This window comes from Allotamlana fucoidanivorans (assembly GCF_045788535.1).
Lineage (GTDB): Bacteria > Bacteroidota > Bacteroidia > Flavobacteriales > Flavobacteriaceae > Allotamlana > Allotamlana fucoidanivorans.
This window is the reverse complement of record NZ_CP074074.1, coordinates 174,725-194,915: the sequence shown is the minus strand read 5'-3', so window position 1 is coordinate 194,915 and position 20,191 is coordinate 174,725. Positions and strand designations below refer to the sequence as shown.

Below are 20,191 nucleotides of genomic sequence, written 5' to 3'. Positions count from 1 at the left end.
ATTTGTAAATTGATACATAACGAACTATCTGAATACTTCATGAAAAATAAACTCTGCTTTTTTTTAATGATTTTTTGTTTGAGTCATTTAGGGTTTTCTCAAGATAGATTTGTGATTCAAAATAAACGAAATTCAGACAGAGTTAAGTTTAAACTTATCAATAATTTAGTGGTTATTCCTGTTGAAGTCAATGGCGTAACATTGTCTTTTTTACTCGATACAGGTGTTTCTAAACCCATGATATTTAATTTTTTAAATATTTCTGATACCTTAGAAATAAAAGACACAGAGACTATTTATTTAAGAGGGTTAGGAGGTGAACAATCAGTGGAAGCATTGCGCTCCAGAAACAATGTTTTTAAAATTGGAGATGCTGTAAAATTAAATCAAGATTTGTATGCCATATTTAATACAAATTTAGACTTAGCGCCAAGATTAGGCATTCCTGTGCATGGTATTATTGGTTTTGATTTGCTTAAAGATTTAATTGTTCAAATCAATTATTCCACCCAAACTATAAAGCTTACAGATCCTGAGGTTTTTACGTATAAATCTTGCCGCGACTGTGAAACTTTAAATCTTGAATTTCATAACAATAAACCTTATATCAATGCTTTGGTTAATACAAATCGGCAGAATGTTGTTGTTAAGTTATTAATTGATTCGGGAAGTAGTGATGCCTTATGGTTGTTTGAAAATGATACCATTGAGGTAAAGAAGGAAAGTGATTTTTTTTATGATTTTTTGGGGCATGGCTTAACAGGGAGTGTTTATGGAAAAAGAGCGAAACTAGAGGCTTTGTCTTTAAAGAAGTTTAAGCTAAAAGATGTTAATGTGTCTTATCCTGATGCCGAGTCTGTGTTTCATGCTCAGAAAATTAAGGATCGAGACGGGAGTTTGGCTGGTAATATTTTAAAACGATTTAATATAACATTTGACTACCAAAATGCAAAAATAACGCTTAGGAAGAATAAATATTTTAGAGATAAGTTTAGTTATAACAGAAGTGGAATAGAATTGGCTCATCAAGGTTCAAGGCTGGTGCAGGAAGTAGATAAAAGTGCTAGAAAAAAAGAGAATTTAATTCAAGAAGATTCTCAAAATAGTTTTAGATTAGACAGAAATTTAGATTATAAAATTGTCTTAAAGCCAGCTTACGTTATTGTAGAGTTACGTGAAAATTCTCCTGCCCAACGAGCAGGCTTACAAATTAATGATCTGTTGTTAAGTATTAACGGGAAAAGCACATACCAGTATTCGTTACAGCAAATTATTGAAAAGTTTTATGCTGAAGACGGAAAAAAAATAAAACTAAAAATTGAACGTGACGGGCGAATATTGAATTATAGCTTTCATTTAGAAAAATTGTTTTAATGATTCCTAATTTTCCGGAAGGTTTAAAAAGTAGATTTATTCGTCGGTGTTTTTTTTGAAGGGTATACGCTTAGCTTTTTTTAAACTTTCATTAAGCATCCATTCAATTTGACCATTGGTACTTCGGAATTCATCCGCAGCCCATTTTTCAATAGCCTTCAGCATGTCTTCATTAATACGTAATGCAAATGCTTTCTTTTTAGCCATTTTTTAATTTTGATTCAAATATCTTGAAATTACACGGTCTATCTCACTTTTTTTTTGAGTCCCGATAAGAATCCTTTTTTTGTTTTTAAGTGTCAATTGTAAACCAATATTGCCTTTTACATTAATGGCAATGTTTTTGCCTCCAAGAAGGCTTCCGCCTCTTAAGCCCCATCCGCCATATTCCTTTATTGCATTGTACTTTCTTGTTTTTGCGCTAAAAATATCTTTCCAATAAATGGTTTTTAAATTTCTGTGTATTGGAAAAAATTGGTAATGTATACCAATTTCATCAATTCGAGTGTTTAGTTTAAAGATAAAAATAAAACTACAGCATAGAATTATAAAAGAAGAGATTAGAAGATAGTTTAATAAAGATATTTGTTTTGCTATCAAACCATTAGTCAAAAAAATAAGAGGAATCATTATAGATAAGCCAATTACAATGAGAAGCCAACTCTGTGTAAAACGCTGTTCTTCTTTAAAAATTCTCATTGTTATTGGTGTAATGTTCCTGTATTCAACACAGGAGAGGCATCTTTATCTCCACAAAGAACAACCATAAGGTTGCTCACCATTGCGGCTTTTCGTTCTTCATCTAAATCAACAATGTCTTTTTTGTTTAATTCTTCTAAAGCCATTTCAACCATGCTTACTGCGCCTTCTACAATTTTATGTCTTGCAGCTACTATGGCTGTAGCTTGTTGTCTTTTTAGCATAGCATTAGCAATTTCTTGAGCATAGGCTAAATACCCAATTCTAGCTTCTAAAACTTCTATTCCTGCAATTGATAAACGCTCATCAATTTCTTTTTCAAGAGTTTCACTAACCTCATTAACACTAGATCTTAGAGTAATATCTTCGGTATAGCCTTCATCTGCAAAATTATCGTAAGGATACATACTCGCTAGCTTACGTACCGCAGCGTCAGTTTGTACCCGTACAAAATCCTCGTAATTATCAACATCAAAGGCCGCTTTAAACGTGTCTTTTACGCGCCAAACTAAAATGGTGCTTATCATAACTGGGTTTCCTAGTTTGTCATTTACTTTGAGGCGTTCACTATCAAAGTTTCTGGCGCGTAGCGAAATTTTCTTTTTTGTATAAAACGGGTTTACCCAATAAAAACCATTTTTTTTAATGGTGCCTACGTATTTTCCAAAAAGTAAAAACACTCTTGAGTTGTTTGGTTGTACCATAATAAAACCTATAGAAGTAATTAGAGCAAGAACGATTGGGATAGCTGCAAATCCTGTTCCTACTTGAATGAGTGCTATACCACCAATTAACATAAGGGTAAAAACAATTAACATAAGATAACCGTTGGCTGGCATTATAAGTTTTTCTTCTTTCATGATTTAAAATGATATTAAAATGATATCATAAATATATATAAAAATATTTGATAAATAATTGTTTTTATGAATAAAAGTTCAAAATTCTTGGGACATAAGAATATGTACTTGTAATGATTAATCATTAAAGCATTTAAATGGAAGATGGAAAATGATATAAATTGATTAGATATAACGCAGTAGTATAAAAGACAATACGGTGCGTTACTCAATAAATAAGAAGGAAATAATTAGTTTAATCTCTAATCTTCTTTTTACGAAGTTCAAAATTCTGACCTAAATACACTTTTCGTACCATTTCGTCATCGGCCAATTCTTCAGGTTTACCCGCTTTAAGAATACTTCCTTCAAACATTAAATAAGTACGGTCTGTAATAGCTAGCGTTTCTTGTACGTTATGATCTGTGATAAGAATACCTATGTTCTTTTTTGTTAACTGCGCTACAATACGCTGAATATCTTCAACAGCAACGGGGTCAACACCAGCAAAGGGTTCGTCAAGTAAAATGAAGCTGGGATCTGTAGCTAGGGCACGTGCAATTTCAGTACGTCTGCGTTCACCACCAGACAGTAAATCGCCTCGGTTTTTTCTAATATGGCCTAGCCCAAATTCTTCAATAAGTGATTCCATTTTAAGTTCTTGTTCTTTTTTACTAAGCTTGGTAAGTTGTAAAACACTTAAAATATTATCCTCAATACTTAATTTTCTAAAAACAGACGCTTCTTGAGCTAAGTATCCAATTCCGTTTTGAGCCCGTTTATACATGGGGTATTTAGTGATTTCAGTATTATCTAAAAAAATATGTCCGCCATTTGGTTTAATTAAGCCTACAATCATGTAGAACGATGTGGTTTTTCCTGCACCATTTGGGCCTAAAAGACCTACAATTTCCCCTTGGTTAACCTCTAAGGAAACATCTTTTACTACTTTTCGTCCGTTGTAGGACTTCATTAAATTTTCTGCTTTTAATATCATAACTGCAATAACGTAAAATTTAAACAATTATTGGGCTTCTAGGGCATCCCAAAACTCATAGGCTCGTCTTAAATGAGGAATCACAATGGTGCCTCCTACCAAAGTAGCGATGCTTAACGCTTCAATAACTTCTTCTTTTTTTAAACCTTCTTTATAACAGGTTTCTAAATGATATTTAATACAATCATCGCATCTTAATACCGCAGAAGCCACCAAACCTAAAAGTTCTTTTGTTTTTACATCTAAGGCGCCTTTGGCGTATGCATTGGTATCCAGGTTAAAAATGCGCTTTATTATTTTGTTATTATCAGCAAGAATTTTGTCATTCATTCTTGAGCGATACGCATTAAATTCATTAACAATATCAGACATTTTTAGCTTCTTTTCGTTTTTGATTTCTAACCACTATTTTAGAAATGTAAATACTTACTTGGTATAATATTAATACAGGAATAGCTACAATAACCTGACTAGCAATGTCTGGTGGTGTAATAATGGCTGAAAATATAAGGACAATAACCAATGCGTATTTTCTATATTTTTTAAGGAATTCAGGCGTAACTAAGCCTATTTTTGTTAAAAAATATATGATTATAGGAAGCTCGAAAATGAGTCCTGATGCCAGTGAGGAAGCTCTTACCAAGGCGATGTATGAACTAATGTCAATTTGATTGTCAACCAATTCTGAAATGCTATAATTTGCTAAGAAATTTATAGATAAAGGCGTAATGATATAGTAACCAAATAACACGCCTAGGAAAAATAACAAGGAACTAATAATAATAAAACCACGAGAATGCCTACGTTCATTATCATGCAATCCTGGACTAACAAATAGCCATAGTTGATAAATAACATAAGGAAAGGAAATAATGAATCCACCCAAAATAGCCGTCCAAATATCAGCAGAGAACTGACCTGCCATCGTTCTGTTTTGTAATATTAACGGAATCTCATCATTACAAAATGTGGTGTCAATATTGATAAAGTTGGCCGTTTTGCATAGCATATCATACGTTGGGAAATCCATGCTTAGTGGTGCAAATATTATGGCATCAAAAATAAATCTACTAAAAATAAAAGCTAAAGTGGCAACAATAACAATAGATAAACAAATTCTAATTAAATGCCAACGTAAATCTTCAAGATGATCTAAAAAAGACATCTCGTTTATATTCTTTTTTGCCATTATATAATGCCTTCTTTTATTAAATCATGTAAATGAACAACGCCTGCATATTCACCATTATGTTCTACCAATAATTGAGAAATGCTATGGTCTTCCATAACATCTAAGGCATCAATAGCCATAGCGCTAGCTTCAATAGTTCTAGGTTTTTTGCTCATAATATCACCTGCTGTAAGCCCTGTTAAATTGTCTGAGTTACTTAGCATACGTCTTAAATCTCCATCAGTGATTATGCCAATGATTTTGTTGTCTTCAACCACAGCAGTAACACCTAGCATTTTTTCAGAAATCTCAATAATGACATTTTTTATGCTTGTTTCTGGAGTTACTTGGGGTTTAGTGTTTACAGATGAAATGTCTTGTACTCTTAGGTATAATTTCTTGCCCAAAGCGCCTCCAGGATGGTATTTTGCAAAATCCTTGCTTGAAAACCCACGCAAATCTAACAAACAAACGGCTAAAGCATCACCCATAACCAACTGAGCGGTTGTACTTGTAGTTGGTGCTAAATTATTTGGGCAGGCTTCTTTTTCTACAAATGTATTTAGAATGAAATCTGCTTGCTGACCAAGGAATGAATCTGGATTTCCAGTCATGGCAATCATTTTGTTATTTGCTCTTTTTATTAATGGTGCCAAAACTTTAATTTCTGGCGTATTCCCACTTTTTGAAATACAAATAACAATATCATCTTTAAGAATTAAACCTAAATCACCGTGAATAGCGTCGGCGGCATGCATAAAAACTGAAGGTGTTCCAGTAGAATTTAAGGTGGCTACAATTTTTGAAGCAATTATAGCACTCTTCCCAATACCAGTAATAACAACGCGTCCTTTTGATTTATAAATAAGTTCAACTGCTTTAGTGAAATCATTTGATATTAAATTAGATAGGTTTAAAATGGCATCACTCTCCATTTTAATGGTTTCTTTCGCTTTGTTAATTATTACACTATTGTCTTTCAAAACTTAATTTTTTTTGGGTTCATGTTTAAAGATTTTATTATCTTTAATCACATTCGGTTCTAATATGAACTAGAGCTTGAAAATTCGTTACAAAACTAACGAAAAAATAAATGAGGGTTCTTCAATTACATTATTAAATTAACTCTTGCTTTTTAATGTGTTTGAAGAAAAGAAGTAATTAATTATTTTGAATTGATGTTAATAGCAAAAAATGACTTGCACGCTGCTCTGAAGAAATATTTTGGGTTTAATAAATTCAAAGGTCTTCAAGAAGCCGTAGTTGAAAGTATTTTATCAGGAAATCATACGTTTGTGATTATGCCAACGGGCGGTGGTAAATCGCTCTGTTATCAGTTGCCAGCTTTAATGCAAGAAGGTACAGCCATTGTTGTTTCGCCGTTGATAGCCTTGATGAAAAATCAGGTAGACGCGATTAGAGGGGTGTCAAAAGAAGATGGTATAGCCCATGTTCTAAATTCTTCCTTAAACAAAACCGAAATTAAACAGGTTAAAGAAGATATTGTAAATGGGGTTACAAAGTTATTGTATGTAGCACCAGAATCTTTAACTAAAGATGAGAATGTTGAATTTTTACGCTCGGTGAAAATTTCATTCATGGCCATTGATGAAGCCCATTGCATTAGTGAATGGGGGCATGATTTTAGGCCAGAATACAGAAATTTAAGGCATATTATAAAGCGCATTGGAGATAACATTCCTATTATTGGTTTAACAGCCACGGCAACTCCTAAGGTTCAGGAAGATATTATTAAGAATTTAGGTATTACAGGAGCCAATACGTTTAAAGCTTCCTTTAATAGGCCCAATTTGTATTATGAAGTTAGGCCTAAAACCAAAGCCGTAGATGCTGATATTATTCGTTTTATAAAGCAGAATGAAGGCAAATCTGGTATTGTATATTGTTTAAGCCGAAAACGAGTAGAGGAATTGGCCCAAGTGCTTCAGGTAAATGGTATTAATGCTGTGCCTTATCATGCGGGGTTAGATGCCAAAACCAGATCCAGCCATCAAGATAAATTCCTTATGGAAGATGTTGATGTTGTTGTGGCTACCATAGCATTTGGTATGGGGATAGATAAACCCGATGTTCGTTTTGTAATACATCATGATATTCCTAAAAGTATTGAAAGCTATTATCAGGAAACAGGTAGAGCCGGAAGAGATGGAGGTGAAGGACATTGTTTGGCCTTTTATAGTTACAAAGACATTGAAAAGCTTGAAAAATTCATGTCTGGTAAACCAGTGGCAGAGCAGGAAATTGGTCATGCTTTATTGCAGGAAGTAATTGCTTTTGCTGAAACCTCTATATCGAGGCGTAAATTTATTCTTCATTATTTTGGAGAGGAATTTGATAATGACACAGGTGAAGGAGGTGATATGGATGATAACGTGAGATATCCTAAAAAGCAAACAGAAGCAAAGGATGATGTAAAGGTTTTGTTGGAAATTATTAGAGATACTAATGAAAAGTACAAATCTAAAGACCTGGTGAATGTTATTATAGGAAAAGAAAATGCCTTAATTAACTCGCACAAAACAAACGAGCAGCCTTTCTTTGGTAAAGGAAAAGATAAAGACAAAAAGCATTGGATGGCGCTTTTAAGGCAAGTACTTATTGCAGGGTATTTAAAAAAGGATATTGAAACTTACGGTGTTATAAAGATAGTAGAAGAGGGGAAAAAGTTTATTGATAGCCCAATATCTTTTATGATGACTGAAGATCATGTCTTTGAAGGTGAGCAAGAAGATGGTTCTATAATAGCACCATCAAAAAGTGCTGGAGCGGTGGCAGATACAGTTTTAATGGGCATACTTAAAGATTTGCGTAAAAAGAATGCTAAAAAATTAGGGGTCCCCCCTTTTGTTATTTTTCAAGATCCTTCGTTAGAAGATATGGCGCTTAAATATCCCATTACCCTTGCGGAATTGGCAAATGTTCACGGTGTTGGAGACGGCAAGGCAAAAAAATACGGCAAAGATTTTATAGCTCTAATAGCCAAGTATGTTGAAGAAAATGATATTATTAGGCCAGATGATTTGGTGGTAAAATCTACTGGAAGCAATTCGGCCAATAAACTTTATATCATTCAAAATATAGATAGAAAGTTGCCACTTGATGATATTGCTTCAGCTAAAGGTATGGAAATGGATGAGTTTATTAAGGAAATGGAAGCCATAGTTTATTCGGGAACAAAATTGAATATTGATTACTGGATTGATGATATTTTAGATGAAGAGCAACAAGAAGAAATTCATGAGTATTTTATGGAATCGGAAACAGATGCCATTTCAGATGCTATTGATGAGTTTGATGGCGATTATGATGACGAAGAACTGCGTTTATACAGAATAAAGTTTATCAGTGAAGTAGCTAATTAAAAGATTTTTTTAAATCACAACACAAATAAAGCCTAGCATATGTTATGGCTTTTTTTATTGCCTTAAGCTTCTTAAAATAGGCTTGAATGCAACTTAGATGCATCATGTTTTGCAAGCCATTTTCATAAACACTATGATATTTGGTTTTTATTTAGAGGGCATACTCGTAAATTTAATTAATACTTATTGTGTCTAAACTCATAGTTTTCACTTAGTTTCCTATCTTTGCACTTTCTTAAAAATTAGAACAATGCAAGACGGTTTATACGCAAAATTTAATACCACAAAAGGAGAAATTCTTGTGGCTTTAGAGTACAAAAAAACACCAGGAACGGTTGGTAACTTTGTAGCCTTAGCAGAAGGGAACTTAGAAAACAAGGTAAAACCACAAGGAACACCTTATTATGATGGCTTAAAATTTCACAGAGTAATTCCAGATTTTATGATTCAAGGAGGCTGTCCACAAGGGTCTGGAGCTGGAAATCCTGGTTATAAATTTGATGATGAGTTTCATCCAGAATTAAAGCATGATGGTCCTGGAGTATTATCAATGGCAAATGCAGGTCCCGGTACGAATGGAAGTCAATTTTTTATCACGCATGTTGAAACCCCTTGGTTAGATAATAAACATACCGTGTTTGGTAAAGTTGAAGCAGGACAAGATGTAGTGGATGCCATAGCGCAAGGTGATACAATAGAATCTTTAGAGATTATTAGAGTAGGAGCAGAAGCAGAAGCTTACAATGCCATTGAAGCCTTCAGAACATTTGAAGGTTCTAGAGCACAAAGAATTGCTGAAGAAAAAAAAGCTGCTGAAGCGGAACTTGAAAAGTTAGCAGCTGGATTTAATAAAACAGAAAGCGGATTGCGTTATCAAATCATTCAAGAAGGTAATGGCGTTAAAGCTGAAAAAGGCAAAACAGTTTCAGTACATTACAAAGGGCAGTTGGCAGACGGAACTGTTTTTGATTCGTCATACAAGCGTAATCAGCCTATAGATTTTCCTTTAGGAGTAGGTCAAGTTATTCCAGGTTGGGACGAAGGTATCCAATTATTAAAAGTTGGAGATAAAGCCCGTTTAGTAATACCTAGTCATTTAGCTTATGGAAGTGCAGGAGCAGGAGGTGTTATTCCACCTAATGCCACATTGGTTTTTGATGTTGAATTAATGCAGGTAAAATAAAAAGCCTTACAAATATGTTTAAAAGGTTGTTCTGTAAAGAGCAACCTTTTTTATTTTTTGGTATTTTTGAGTATGGCAGAACAAGAATTAAACAAGTTAAGGTTTCCAATAGGGCAATTTGAATGTCCGCAAGTAATTACCAAACAACATATTGAAGATTGGATTTCAATATTAGAACAGTTTCCAAATCGTCTGGAAACACTAGTAAATAAGTTGACCTCTGAACAGCTTGATACGGTTTACAGACCAGGAGGCTGGACCATCAGGCAGGTTATTCACCACCTTTCTGATAGCCATCACCATAGTTATACCCGCTTCAAATGGGCGCTAACAGAAGATAAACCCCTTATCAAAGCTTATTATGAAGAACGCTGGGCTGAGCTTGAAGATTCAAAAACAGCTCCAATTGAAATGTCATTAAGTCATTTAAAGGCGATTCACTATAAGCTTGTTTATTTACTAAAATCACTTTCTGAATCTGATTTGGAAAAAAGTTTTATTCATCCTGAAACAAATTCAGAAGTGGTATTAAGTTATAATATTGGTAATTATGCTTGGCATAGCAATCATCATTATGCGCATATTGAAACAGCCATGAAAACACTAAAGTGGTTATAAATGATAAGATCATTACAAGCTAAAGATACTCAGCAATTGCTTGAGATATACAATTATTACGTGTTAAACACAGCCATAACTTTTGATATTGAACCCCTTTCTCTCAATATTTTTGAAGAAAAAATAACCAGAATCAATAATGAGTATCCCTTTTTTGTTTACGAAGAAAAGGATAAAATTTTGGGGTATGCCTATGCTAGCAGATTTAGACCTAAACCTGCTTATAGTAATACTGTTGAGTCTACCGTATATGTAAAACATGGCGAACAAGGGAAACACATAGGAACCAAACTATATACAGAGTTACTTGAAGCAATAAGGCAAACCAATGCGCACACTGTTTTAGGGGTACTCACTATTCCTAATGACTCCAGTGTTAAACTTCATGAGAAGTTTGGATTTACTCAGGTGGCCAGTTTAAAAGAGGTGGGACAAAAATTTGGAACATGGCAAAATGTAGGGATTTGGCAGCTTATTCTTTCCATTTAATATTGCAGCCAATACTCGGTTTTTGTGGTTTCGTGTTTTCTTTTTCTGTTATCAAGCAATCTAGTGCATGTCGTAAATCTTCACCCGTTACAGGTATACCATTTTGAGGTCTTGAGTCGTCTAACTGACCTCTATAGCTTAATTCAAGTTGTTTGTTGAAAACATAAAAGTCAGGCGTGCAGGCTGCGTCATACGCTTTGGCTATGTCTTGTGTCTCGTCATATAAATAAGGAAATGGATAGTGTTCCTTTTTAGCATGAATCTTCATGTGTTCTGGCGCATCTTGAGGGTAGTTCGTTACATCATTACTTGATATAGCCACAAATCCAACACCTTTAGCCTTATAGGTATTTGCAATGGAAACAATTTCTGAGTTCACATGAATAACAAAAGGGCAGTGATTACAGATAAACATAACAACCGTAGCTTGATTCCCTTTTAAAGTATTGATGTCAAGTATATCACCGCTTACAGTATCTTGTAAATTAAAGTAGGGCGCTTTAGTCCCTAGAGGCAGCATGTTTGAAGGTGTTCTGGCCATAATATATTTATTTGTTCAAAGTTCGTTATTATTTGTATTTTTAAAAAATGAATAGCACGATAACTTTTGAAGACTTTGCTAAAGTTGATTTAAGAATAGGAACCATTATAGAAGTCATTGACTTTCCAGAAGCAAGAAAACCAGCGTATAAATTAATTATCGATTTTGGCTCATTGGGCATTAAAAAAACATCAGCACAAATTACAAAGCGCTACCAAAAGGAAAATTTGATAGCCAGACAAGTTGTGGCTATAGTCAATTTTCCAAGCAAACAAATAGCTAATTTTATGAGTGAATGCTTGGTTTTAGGTGCGATAGAAGGTAAAGATGTTATATTGCTTAACCCAGAAGCAGCTGTGAAAAACGGTTGTGCCGTTAGCTAAACTATGCAAGAACTTGACCAGGTAAAAATAAATTTTGATGCTAATGGACTTTGGGTGCTTAACATAGCTTTGGCTGTTGTTATGTTTGGCGTGGCTTTAGGTATCACAAAAGATGATTTTGTACAATTAAGAAAAGAACCAAAGTTAGTTTTAGTTGGGGTGTTAGCACAGTTTTTTTTATTACCACTTCTAACGTTTGTTTTAGTATATAGCATACAACCCCGACCAAGTATAGCTTTAGGTATGTTTATGGTAGCCGCTTGTCCTGGAGGTAATATTTCAAATTTCATGACTCATTTGGCACGTGGTAATTCAGCTCTGTCTGTGAGTTTAACTGCTTTGGCAACATTTTTAGCTGTTGTTATGACCCCGTTCAACTTTCAGTTTTATAGTAACTTGTATCAGCCAACATCGCAATTATTAAAAACGGTTGAATTAAATCCTTATGCGTTAATAAAACTGGTCTTTTTAATTCTTGGTATTCCGTTGTTTTTGGGGATGCTATTTAGGATAAAAAATGAACGGCTTGCCATAAAATTATCTAACGTTTTAAAACCTTTGTCTATCTTAGTGTTTGTAGGTATTGTTGTGATTGCCTTTATGAAAAACACAGCTGTTTTTAACGGTTATGTTGGGCATGTGGTTTGGATTGGTGTGATGCACAATGCCTTAGCTTTCTTATTGGGCTTAATGGTAGCGAAGCTTTTTAAATTAAGCTTCAAAAACCAAAAGACTATAGCCATTGAAACTGGAATACAAAATTCTGGATTAGGATTGCTTTTAATATTTACTTTCTTTGGTGGGCTAGGAGGAATGGCTATTTTAGCAGCATTTTGGGGAATTTGGCATATTATTTCAGGGCTGTTGCTAGCCTTGTATTGGTCCAAACAAAACATAATAACAATATGAAAATAATTTGGTTATATCTCTTTAAGATATATGTAAACCTAGGTTTGTTCTTTTATTTTAAAGAAATCAAGATTTATAATGCGAATAGGCTGAATAAAGATAAACCAGTTGTGCTATTAAGTAATCATCATAATGCTCTTTTGGATGCTTTATTAATTGCAGCTAAAAGTACAAGGTTTGTGTATTTTTTAACTCGAGCAGGTGTATTTAAAAAGACTTTGGTTTCAAAGTTTTTAAAAAGTTTACAAATGATTCCTGTTTACAGGATTAGAGATGGTTGGGGAAGTTTAGCAAACAACAGTGCCATATTTAGCTACTGTTCATCGCTTTTAAACAATAAGGAAGTTATTGCTTTATTCCCTGAAGGAAACCATAATTTGAATAGAACAGTAAGACCTTTAAGTAAAGGGTTTACGCGAATTGTGTTTGAAACCTTAAAAACGTTTCCAGAAATTGATTTAGAATTACTACCGATAGGATTAAATTTTCAAGATGCAGCAAACTTTCCTGATCGTTGTGCCATGTATTACGGTACACCAGTGTGTGCTCGTGATTATTTTTCAGATGGCGGTCATGAAGATGTAAGGCGCTTAAAAGAAACTATTCAAGCGGAGATTTCAAAATTAACAACCGATATTCCGCTACAAGATTATGAAAAAACAGTGACCCAACTAGAAGTAATGCAGGTTGATTTTTTAAATCCTTCTGCTGTTCGAGCTTGTATTGAGAGTGGATTTAAATCATGTGCAGTAAAGCAATCAAATGCTAGAAACAGTTGGTTAATGAAACTTATAAAAATAGGCTTTGTGCTTTGTTTTTGTGTTCCTGTTTTAGTGTGGAAATATGGTGTAAAGCCTAAAATTAAAGAATTAGAGTTTATGGCTACCTTTAGGTTTGCTGTAGCCATTACCGTAGCGCCTATTTGGTTGATTTTTATGACCGTAATTTTAGGTAATGTAGTCAGTTGGAGTTTAGCGTTTGAAGTGCTTACTTTTAGTATTTTAATGGCATTATGTTATGTGAAGGCATAAAAAAACCGCTTAATATTTAATATTGAGCGGCTTTTTTGTTATTTATCAAGAATATCTTAAATATCGTCAAAATCAATATCGGTAAAGCTTTCAGGAGTTTTCAATTCATCTTCTTCGCCGTTATTATATTCTTTCTTAAAATCTTTTTGATGACGCTCACTAATAACTTCGTCTCCTTTTTCACTAATGATATAATCAGTCATTTCAGCTAGAATTTCTTTAAATTCTGTAAAGTCTTCTTTGTAAATGTAGATTTTATGTTTTTTGTAGTGAAAAGATCCATCATCATTTGTAAACTTTTTACTTTCCGTAATTGTCAAGTAATAATCATCTGCTTTAGTTGCTCTTACATCAAAAAAGTAAGTACGTCTTCCTGCTCTTAATACCTTAGAAAAAATTTCCTCTTTCTCCATCATACCGTTGTTGTTCATAGTTCAATTAAAATTATTTAAATTTCATTAAGTGTACCAAAAATCTAAAAAAAACAGTTACCAACCAACTAAATAAGATGTTTCTTTTAAAATAAATAATGAAAAATGTGTTTCTAAAAGTAAGTCTTTTTTTTAGGAAGGTGCTAATTAACTCATTGTTCTGTATTAGAGGCTGTTTCACTCAATTGCTTTTCATATAAATGTTTGTAGTAGCCTTCTATATTGACCAATGTGTCATGGTTGCCTTCTTGAACAATTTTGCCGTCGTCAAGAACAATTATTTTATTAGCGTTTTTGGCTGAAGATACCCTATGGCTTACAATGATAGCGGTTCTGCCTTTTGAAACTTTATTTAAATTTTTCAATATTTTTTCTTCTGTTTCTGTATCAACGGCCGATAGGCAATCATCAAACAAAAGGATTTTTGGCTTTTTTATAATAGCTCGGGCAATAGAAACACGTTGCTTTTGTCCGCCTGAAAGCGTGATACCACGTTCGCCTAAAATGGTGTTGTATCCTTTTGAAAACTTAATGATGTTTTTGTGTACTTGCGCATGTTTTGCGGCTTCAATAACATCTTCATCTGTGGCATTTTGATTACCAAATTTAATATTTGTTTTTATAGAATCAGAAAACAGAAAGGCATCTTGAGGCACATAACCTATGCTATTTCTTAAATCTGTTAAATTAAGTTGACTAATTTCTATGCCATTAATGAGAATGGAGCCTTTATCAATATCATAAAGCCGTCCTATCAAATCGAGAATAGTAGATTTTCCAGATCCTGTTTTTCCCAAAATGGCTAGCGTTTCTCCTTCTTTTATATCAAAACTAATCCCTTTTAATGCTTGTATATTGGTATCGTCATAAGTGAAATACACCTCTTTAAACGCAATATTTCCAATGATTTCAGAATGTGTTTCGCAATTATTTTTAATCTCAGGTTCAATTTTTAAAAATTCATTTATTCTTTTTTGAGACGCTTCTGCCTGCTGTACAATTGAGGTTACCCAACCCACGGTAGCGACAGGCCAGGTGAGCATATTTACATAAATTATAAACTCTGCAATGGTACCAATACTTTCAATTTCACCATTTATATATTGCATTCCACCAATGTAAATAACCAAAAGATTACTGGCTCCAATAAGCAATATCATCATAGGAAAAAACCAAGCTTGCACTTTGGTTAAATCTATTTGTTTTTCTTTACTCTCAAGAGCCAAAGCTTTAAAATTGACCGATGTTTGAGGCTCAATGCCGTAAGCCTTTATAACCGAAATACCACTAAAGGATTCTTGGGTAAAGGTTGAAAGTTTTGACAAATACTCTTGAACAATGGTGCTTCGTTTATGAATTTCTTTGCTTAGTTTATAAATGATGACCGATAAAATAGGCAAGGGTAAAACCGTAAAAAGTGTAAGTTTAGGTGAGGCATTGAGCATGTATATAATCACAATAACAAATAAAGTGAAGGTATTGATACTATACATAATGGCTGGCCCTACATACATACGTACTCTACTCACATCCTCTGTTATACGATTCATTAAATCGCCCGTTCTATTTTTTTTGTAGAAGTTTAAAGATAGTTTTTGGTATTGCCCATACACTTCATTTTTTAGGTCATATTCAATATAGCGCGATACATTGATAATGGTTTGGCGCATAAAAAACGTGAGTATACCACCAATAATAGCAGCCCCAATAATGTATAAAATGGCAACTGTCAATTCTGATTTTATTGTAGTTTCAGCACCGCCATCTTTGATGTAATTTTCAATTATAATGAATATTTTCTTTACATATCTTGGTGTAAAGAGTAAAAAAATTCTAGCAACAATGGTTATGATGACTCCTAAAACAAGGTGGGTTTTGTATTTAAAGAAGTATTTGTTTAAATGTTGTAATTCTTTCATTTAAGCGTATCAGTATCGTCAAGCAAATATAGGGCTTAATTGATAATTAAATAGGTATGATACTTAACCTATTTGTTAAAGATAGCTTAATAAGAAACAATAATTTAATGAATATTAACAGCGGTATTATTAAATATAGTATTATTTTTGCGGCGAAAATAAACAATGAAACCCTTCATATTTTTGTAAAAAGTTCTTTGTAATGATGTTAAGTAGAAGACATATTCGAGTAAAAGTTATGCAGACTTTATATGCTTTTAAAGGAAGTGAAAGCGACGATTTAAGTAAAGATCAGAAGTTTTTACTTTATAGTATTGACAATATGTACAATTTATACTTGTTACTCATTTCATTGCTAATTGAAGTTCAGAAAACCGCTGAAAACGATTTACAAACTAAGCAAAACAAGCACCTAGCAACTTCTGAAGACAAAAACCCAAACCGAAAGTTTGTCAATAATCAGTTACTTCAATTAATCAAAGAAAATACACGGTTAAAAGATCAATTGAATACACATAGGGTGGTTGATTGGGATTTAGATAGCGAATATGTTGATATCATTTTTAAGGCCATTACTTCAAGTGATTTATACGCAGAATACATGAAAACCAGAGTGTCTGATTTTAAAGAAGACAAGGCTTTTATTGTTGATGTATTTAAGGAAATTATTGCGCCAAATGAGAAGTTGTATGAATATATTGAGGACAAGAACTTAACTTGGTTAGATGATTTACCAACGGTAAATACTACTATTTTAAAATTACTTAGAAAGTCAAAACCATCATCGGAAGAGAGTTATTTTACACCCAAGCTGTATAAGGATTTTGATGATAAGCAATTTGCTATAGATTTATTCAGAAGAACACTTTTAAATAGATCTGCTTTAAATAAAGAAATTGAAGGTAAAACTAAAAATTGGGATGCCGAGCGTATTGCTAATGTTGATTATGTATTGTTGCAAATGGCCATATGTGAATTGAAGAACTTTCCATCCATTCCGGTTAAGGTTACTATCAATGAGTATTTAGAAATTTCAAAGGAATATTCTACCCCGAAGAGTAGTATTTTTATAAATGGTATTTTAGATAAACTTGTTAAAGAATATGAAGATGACGGAACTCTTAAAAAAGTAGGTAGAGGGTTGATGTAACTTTATTATATAAAGAGGTCATCTAGAAAGAAAAACAAAAGTTTCGCATCGTTTAAATAATTACTATTTTTACGCATCAAACGAAATAAAAAACGTTCATTATGAAAAAAATAATTTTAGGATTAAGTACATTATGTTTCATTGCATTTTCATCTTGTAAAGACAATGCAGCTAAAAAGATTGAGGAGAGTAATATTGCTGCTGCGGCTGAGCGTGATGCTACCGCATCTAAGTTTCCTGTTATCGAGTTTGATAAAAAGGAACATGATTTTGGAGAAATTGAATCAAGACAATCTGTTGAAACGGTTTTTAAATATACCAATACAGGTGATGCTCCTTTAGTAATTACTGATATAAAAAGTTCTTGTGGGTGTACTGTACCTCAAGATTGGAGTAGAGAACCATTAGCACCAGGTGAATCTGGACAGTTTTCTGTAAAGTATAATGGTAGCGGTTCTAACAAAATAACAAAAACTATTACAGTAACAGCAAATACAGAAAAGGGATCGGAAGTGGTTAAAATCACTGCATTTGTAAAACCAGATCCTAATAAAGTAAAATCTAATAGCTAAAAGTTAAATATATATAAATAATGGGAGAAGGCGGAATTGGTAGTTTATTACCATTTGTATTAATGTTTGTAGTTGTGTATTTCTTTATGATTGCACCTCAAATGAAACGCGCAAAAAAGGAAAAGAAATTTGCGGCAGAATTAAAACGTGGTGATAAGGTAATTACCAAAAGTGGTTTACATGGTAAAATTGCTGAGTTAAACGATAAGGATAACAGTTGCGTTATAGAAACGATGGCCGGAAAACTTAAGTTTGATAAATCATCAATTTCAATGGAACTGAGTCAAAAACTTAATGCGCCTGCAAAATAGTTTTTAACTACGTAAAAAAGAAAAGGCTTATCATTTTATTTTGATAAGCCTTTTTTTTAGAGTTTAGCTAAGTAAGCCTTCAATGGAGATATAACGCTCACCAGTATCATAATTCATGGTAAGTATCACATCATCAGCATTAAAATTATCCAGTTGTTTTCTCACAGCTGCTAATGAAGCCCCTGAGGAAATACCTACTAAAATACCTTCTGCTTTTGCAATATTTTGAACTTCAGCAAAGGCTTCTTCTTTTGTTATTCTGATAGCGCCATCTATAATCTCTTTATTAAATACTTCAGGGAAAAATCCAGGACCAATACCTTGTAAGGGGTGCGGACCAGGTTCACCTCCAGAAATTATAGGAGAATCATTAGGCTCAACGGCATACACTTTTAAATTTGGTAACTGTTCTTTTAAAACTTCAGCCATTCCTGTAATATGTCCACCTGTACCTACACCTGTAATGAGGTAATCAAGACCTTCTGGGAAATCATTTAAAACCTCTTGGGCGGTGGATTGTCTGTGAATTTCAGGATTGGCTTCATTGGTAAATTGTGATGGCATCCAGGCATTTTTGTTATTTTCTACCAATTCATTAGCTTTTGCAATGGCGCCTCCTAAACCTTCTTCTTTAGGGGTTAACACTAAGTTAGCGCCATAAGCAGCCATTAAAGCACGTCTTTCAACCGACATAGATTCTGGCATAACTAGTGTAAGATTATAACCTTTTATAGCGCATACCATGGCTAATCCAATGCCTGTATTCCCTGAAGTAGGCTCAATGATTTCGGTACTTTTGTTTAAGACACCTTTTTTTTCAGCATCTTCAATCATCGCCAATGCAATACGGTCTTTTATGCTACCACCTGGATTGTTTTTTTCAAGTTTCATCCAAATATTGGCATCTGGAAATAATTTGCTTAATCTAACCACAGGCGTATTTCCTATGTCTTCTAAAATGTTGTTAATTTTCATAATGGTTTTTTTATTGGTTAATAGCTAATTATTTTTAATGGGTTTTGTATTTATTGTAAAGGCCTTTTCCTTCTAATATCATAGTTGTAATCTTTTGTATACGGATTTGCTTTGTGTTGAGTCGCTTAGCAGAATCAATATATTCACAATACTCACATTGACAGGAATTAGAAAGTGTTTCAAAATGTTGCTTTAATTCAAGATTTGTATTGAATGCTGCTTGGAGCTCCTCAGGAATGCTAACTATTTTTTTTGATCGATCTGATTTCAATACTTTGCCTAGTTTATGATTTTCAATGGCTTCATCTATATATTGAGACACTAAGTCTGTATCAATATCCGCTAGGCACTCAAAACGCATTTGCCTCATGGCTTTTGTCTTGCCATCTTGCGCATTTTTGAGTATGTTCTTTTCATCTTTTAAAAAGATACCATTAAAAAACCAAATACCAAAATGGTGTTTAAAGGCGCCAAGGCTTAGTACATTTTTATTTTGTAATGTGTATACTGGAGCATTCCATTTTATGTTTTCTTCAAGTTCTGTTGATAAAATTATTGAACGCAATAGTTCTAATGCTTTATAAAAGTGCGTATTGTTTTCAATATATGTTTCAAAAGACTGAACCTTTTTCATGTTTTAAGAATTCAAGGTGTTCTTATCTGTGCTCAGCAACCATTTCGGTGTCACTTCTAGACCAAATTTTGTAACGAACCTCATATCCTTCTGGGGTATAAATGACAATAGGAAGTTTACTATTGTAACGCACTAATTTTCCTAAAGCACTTACAAAGGCATCATGATTAGTTCCTTCAGGACAAGCTTTTTTGGTGCTCATGATGTGGTCGTCTGTTTTAAAATTAAAAAAAGTATACCCCCAACCAAAAACAGTTTCTTCAGTAAATTCTCCTACTAAAGTGCTTTTGTTGCAATCAATCTCCATAATTTTTCCAACGTAAAGTTCTACTTTATAGTTGCTTTCATCTGTTTTTTTGGGCAGACTAATAATATGTCTTTTTAGCGCATTTGTTTCTTTGGGATACATACTTAAATCATGACTTGCAGGCGGATTATTTTGTTGTGTATTTGAACCCATATTTTTTTGAGATTTACAACTTACGGTGACTGCCATTATTGCGGCAAAGAACATTATTTTATACTTCATACCATTTTATTTTTTATTCAGAAGATGAATTCAAGATTCATTCCAAAGCCTAG

24 protein-coding genes are annotated in these 20,191 nt (G+C 33.4%); 11 read left to right on the top strand and 13 right to left on the bottom strand.

The features are described from left to right. Nucleotides 1–66 precede the first annotated feature (66 nt). Nucleotides 67–1,374: a PDZ domain-containing protein gene (locus tag KFZ70_RS01020; protein WP_233244037.1), complete on the top strand. Its 1,308-nt coding sequence runs from the start codon at nucleotides 67–69 to the stop codon at nucleotides 1,372–1,374. 36 nt (nucleotides 1,375–1,410) lie between these two features. Here KFZ70_RS01020 and KFZ70_RS01015 read toward each other — a convergent pair whose 3' ends face one another. The 7 genes from KFZ70_RS01015 to KFZ70_RS00985 all read right to left on the bottom strand — a co-directional run bounded on the left by KFZ70_RS01015 (nucleotide 1,411) and on the right by KFZ70_RS00985 (nucleotide 6,015). Further along, nucleotides 1,411–1,581: an Arc family DNA-binding protein gene (locus KFZ70_RS01015; protein ID WP_139696555.1), complete on the bottom strand. Its 171-nt coding sequence runs from the start codon at nucleotides 1,579–1,581 to the stop codon at nucleotides 1,411–1,413. Between the two features lie 3 nt (nucleotides 1,582–1,584). Then, nucleotides 1,585–2,073, bottom strand: a complete 489-nt coding sequence (locus tag KFZ70_RS01010) for a hypothetical protein (protein WP_139696554.1) — start codon at nucleotides 2,071–2,073, stop codon at nucleotides 1,585–1,587. Nucleotides 2,074–2,075: 2 nt separating this feature from the next. Beyond that, a complete protein-coding gene (locus KFZ70_RS01005; protein ID WP_139696552.1) occupies nucleotides 2,076–2,933 on the bottom strand; it encodes an SPFH domain-containing protein in 858 nt (285 codons plus the stop codon). 235 nt (nucleotides 2,934–3,168) lie between these two features. Beyond that, nucleotides 3,169–3,909 (bottom strand): LPS export ABC transporter ATP-binding protein, encoded by a 741-nt coding sequence (lptB, locus tag KFZ70_RS01000; RefSeq protein WP_139696550.1) that lies wholly within the window; start codon nucleotides 3,907–3,909, stop codon nucleotides 3,169–3,171. Between the two features lie 27 nt (nucleotides 3,910–3,936). Beyond that, entirely contained in the window at nucleotides 3,937–4,281 is a 345-nt protein-coding gene (locus KFZ70_RS00995; RefSeq protein WP_139696548.1) for a carboxymuconolactone decarboxylase family protein, read from the bottom strand. Continuing rightward, the gene (tatC, locus tag KFZ70_RS00990; protein ID WP_139696546.1) at nucleotides 4,274–5,098 is read right to left on the bottom strand and encodes a twin-arginine translocase subunit TatC; all 825 of its coding nucleotides are present in this window, start codon (nucleotides 5,096–5,098) and stop codon (nucleotides 4,274–4,276) included. Before tatC ends, KFZ70_RS00995 begins: the two co-directional genes overlap by 8 nt. Further along, a complete protein-coding gene (locus KFZ70_RS00985) occupies nucleotides 5,098–6,015 on the bottom strand; it encodes an SIS domain-containing protein (RefSeq protein ID WP_139696849.1) in 918 nt (305 codons plus the stop codon). The genes tatC and KFZ70_RS00985 overlap by 1 nt, the downstream gene beginning before the upstream one ends. A gap of 243 nt (nucleotides 6,016–6,258) precedes the next feature. Here KFZ70_RS00985 and KFZ70_RS00980 point away from each other — a divergent pair, with 243 nt between their 5' ends. The 4 genes from KFZ70_RS00980 (at nucleotide 6,259) to KFZ70_RS00965 (ending at nucleotide 10,753) form a co-directional block, all read left to right on the top strand. Further along, on the top strand, nucleotides 6,259–8,463 hold the full coding sequence (locus tag KFZ70_RS00980) for an ATP-dependent DNA helicase RecQ (RefSeq protein WP_139696544.1): 2,205 nt from the start codon (nucleotides 6,259–6,261) through the stop codon (nucleotides 8,461–8,463). A 250-nt stretch (nucleotides 8,464–8,713) separates the two neighbouring features. Next, entirely contained in the window at nucleotides 8,714–9,646 is a 933-nt protein-coding gene (locus KFZ70_RS00975; protein ID WP_139696542.1) for a peptidylprolyl isomerase, read from the top strand. 72 nt (nucleotides 9,647–9,718) lie between these two features. Continuing rightward, a complete protein-coding gene (locus KFZ70_RS00970) occupies nucleotides 9,719–10,264 on the top strand; it encodes a YfiT family bacillithiol transferase (RefSeq protein WP_139696540.1) in 546 nt (181 codons plus the stop codon). After that, nucleotides 10,265–10,753 (top strand): GNAT family N-acetyltransferase, encoded by a 489-nt coding sequence (locus KFZ70_RS00965; RefSeq protein WP_139696538.1) that lies wholly within the window; start codon nucleotides 10,265–10,267, stop codon nucleotides 10,751–10,753. It begins immediately after the preceding gene. Here KFZ70_RS00965 and KFZ70_RS00960 read toward each other — a convergent pair. Continuing rightward, nucleotides 10,737–11,294 carry a thioredoxin family protein gene (locus KFZ70_RS00960; RefSeq protein ID WP_139696536.1) on the bottom strand — a complete coding sequence of 186 codons (558 nt, stop codon included), beginning with the start codon at nucleotides 11,292–11,294 and terminating at the stop codon, nucleotides 10,737–10,739. The genes KFZ70_RS00965 and KFZ70_RS00960 overlap by 17 nt on opposite strands. 47 nt (nucleotides 11,295–11,341) lie before the next feature. On the opposite strand from KFZ70_RS00960, the gene KFZ70_RS00955 reads away from it, so the two are divergent. From KFZ70_RS00955 to KFZ70_RS00945, 3 genes are read left to right on the top strand one after another with little or no spacing between them, the layout of a single operon-like run. Then, nucleotides 11,342–11,677, top strand: coding sequence for a tRNA-binding protein (locus KFZ70_RS00955; RefSeq protein WP_139696534.1), 336 nt, complete (start codon nucleotides 11,342–11,344; stop codon nucleotides 11,675–11,677). A 3-nt stretch (nucleotides 11,678–11,680) separates the two neighbouring features. Beyond that, on the top strand, nucleotides 11,681–12,586 hold the full coding sequence (locus KFZ70_RS00950; RefSeq protein WP_139696532.1) for a bile acid:sodium symporter family protein: 906 nt from the start codon (nucleotides 11,681–11,683) through the stop codon (nucleotides 12,584–12,586). Next, on the top strand, nucleotides 12,583–13,617 hold the full coding sequence (locus KFZ70_RS00945; protein ID WP_233244036.1) for a 1-acyl-sn-glycerol-3-phosphate acyltransferase: 1,035 nt from the start codon (nucleotides 12,583–12,585) through the stop codon (nucleotides 13,615–13,617). The genes KFZ70_RS00950 and KFZ70_RS00945 overlap by 4 nt, the downstream gene beginning before the upstream one ends. A gap of 56 nt (nucleotides 13,618–13,673) precedes the next feature. Here KFZ70_RS00945 and KFZ70_RS00940 read toward each other — a convergent pair whose 3' ends face one another. Both KFZ70_RS00940 and KFZ70_RS00935 read right to left on the bottom strand, forming a co-directional pair. After that, nucleotides 13,674–14,048, bottom strand: a complete 375-nt coding sequence (locus tag KFZ70_RS00940; protein ID WP_139696530.1) for a PUR family DNA/RNA-binding protein — start codon at nucleotides 14,046–14,048, stop codon at nucleotides 13,674–13,676. Between the two features lie 152 nt (nucleotides 14,049–14,200). Beyond that, complete coding sequence (locus tag KFZ70_RS00935) at nucleotides 14,201–15,967, bottom strand: ABC transporter ATP-binding protein (protein ID WP_139696528.1); 1,767 nt, start codon at nucleotides 15,965–15,967, stop codon at nucleotides 14,201–14,203. A 202-nt stretch (nucleotides 15,968–16,169) separates the two neighbouring features. Between KFZ70_RS00935 and nusB the strand changes: the two genes are divergently transcribed. The 3 genes from nusB (at nucleotide 16,170) to yajC (ending at nucleotide 18,000) form a co-directional block, all read left to right on the top strand. Beyond that, a complete protein-coding gene (gene nusB, locus KFZ70_RS00930; RefSeq protein WP_139696526.1) occupies nucleotides 16,170–17,117 on the top strand; it encodes a transcription antitermination factor NusB in 948 nt (315 codons plus the stop codon). Between the two features lie 101 nt (nucleotides 17,118–17,218). Continuing rightward, nucleotides 17,219–17,689, top strand: a complete 471-nt coding sequence (locus KFZ70_RS00925; RefSeq protein ID WP_139696524.1) for a DUF1573 domain-containing protein — start codon at nucleotides 17,219–17,221, stop codon at nucleotides 17,687–17,689. 20 nt (nucleotides 17,690–17,709) lie between these two features. Next, nucleotides 17,710–18,000 (top strand): preprotein translocase subunit YajC, encoded by a 291-nt coding sequence (yajC, locus tag KFZ70_RS00920; RefSeq protein WP_139696522.1) that lies wholly within the window; start codon nucleotides 17,710–17,712, stop codon nucleotides 17,998–18,000. 63 nt (nucleotides 18,001–18,063) lie between these two features. Here yajC and cysK read toward each other — a convergent pair whose 3' ends face one another. Genes cysK through eco form a run of 3 tightly spaced genes read right to left on the bottom strand, consistent with a single transcriptional unit; the run spans nucleotide 18,064 to nucleotide 20,138 of the window. After that, nucleotides 18,064–18,975, bottom strand: a complete 912-nt coding sequence (gene cysK, locus KFZ70_RS00915) for a cysteine synthase A (RefSeq protein ID WP_139696520.1) — start codon at nucleotides 18,973–18,975, stop codon at nucleotides 18,064–18,066. A 34-nt stretch (nucleotides 18,976–19,009) separates the two neighbouring features. Beyond that, entirely contained in the window at nucleotides 19,010–19,609 is a 600-nt protein-coding gene (locus tag KFZ70_RS00910) for a YdeI family protein (protein WP_139696518.1), read from the bottom strand. Nucleotides 19,610–19,631: 22 nt separating this feature from the next. Then, entirely contained in the window at nucleotides 19,632–20,138 is a 507-nt protein-coding gene (gene eco / locus KFZ70_RS00905; RefSeq protein WP_139696515.1) for a serine protease inhibitor ecotin, read from the bottom strand. Between the last annotated feature and the right edge of the window lie 53 nt (nucleotides 20,139–20,191).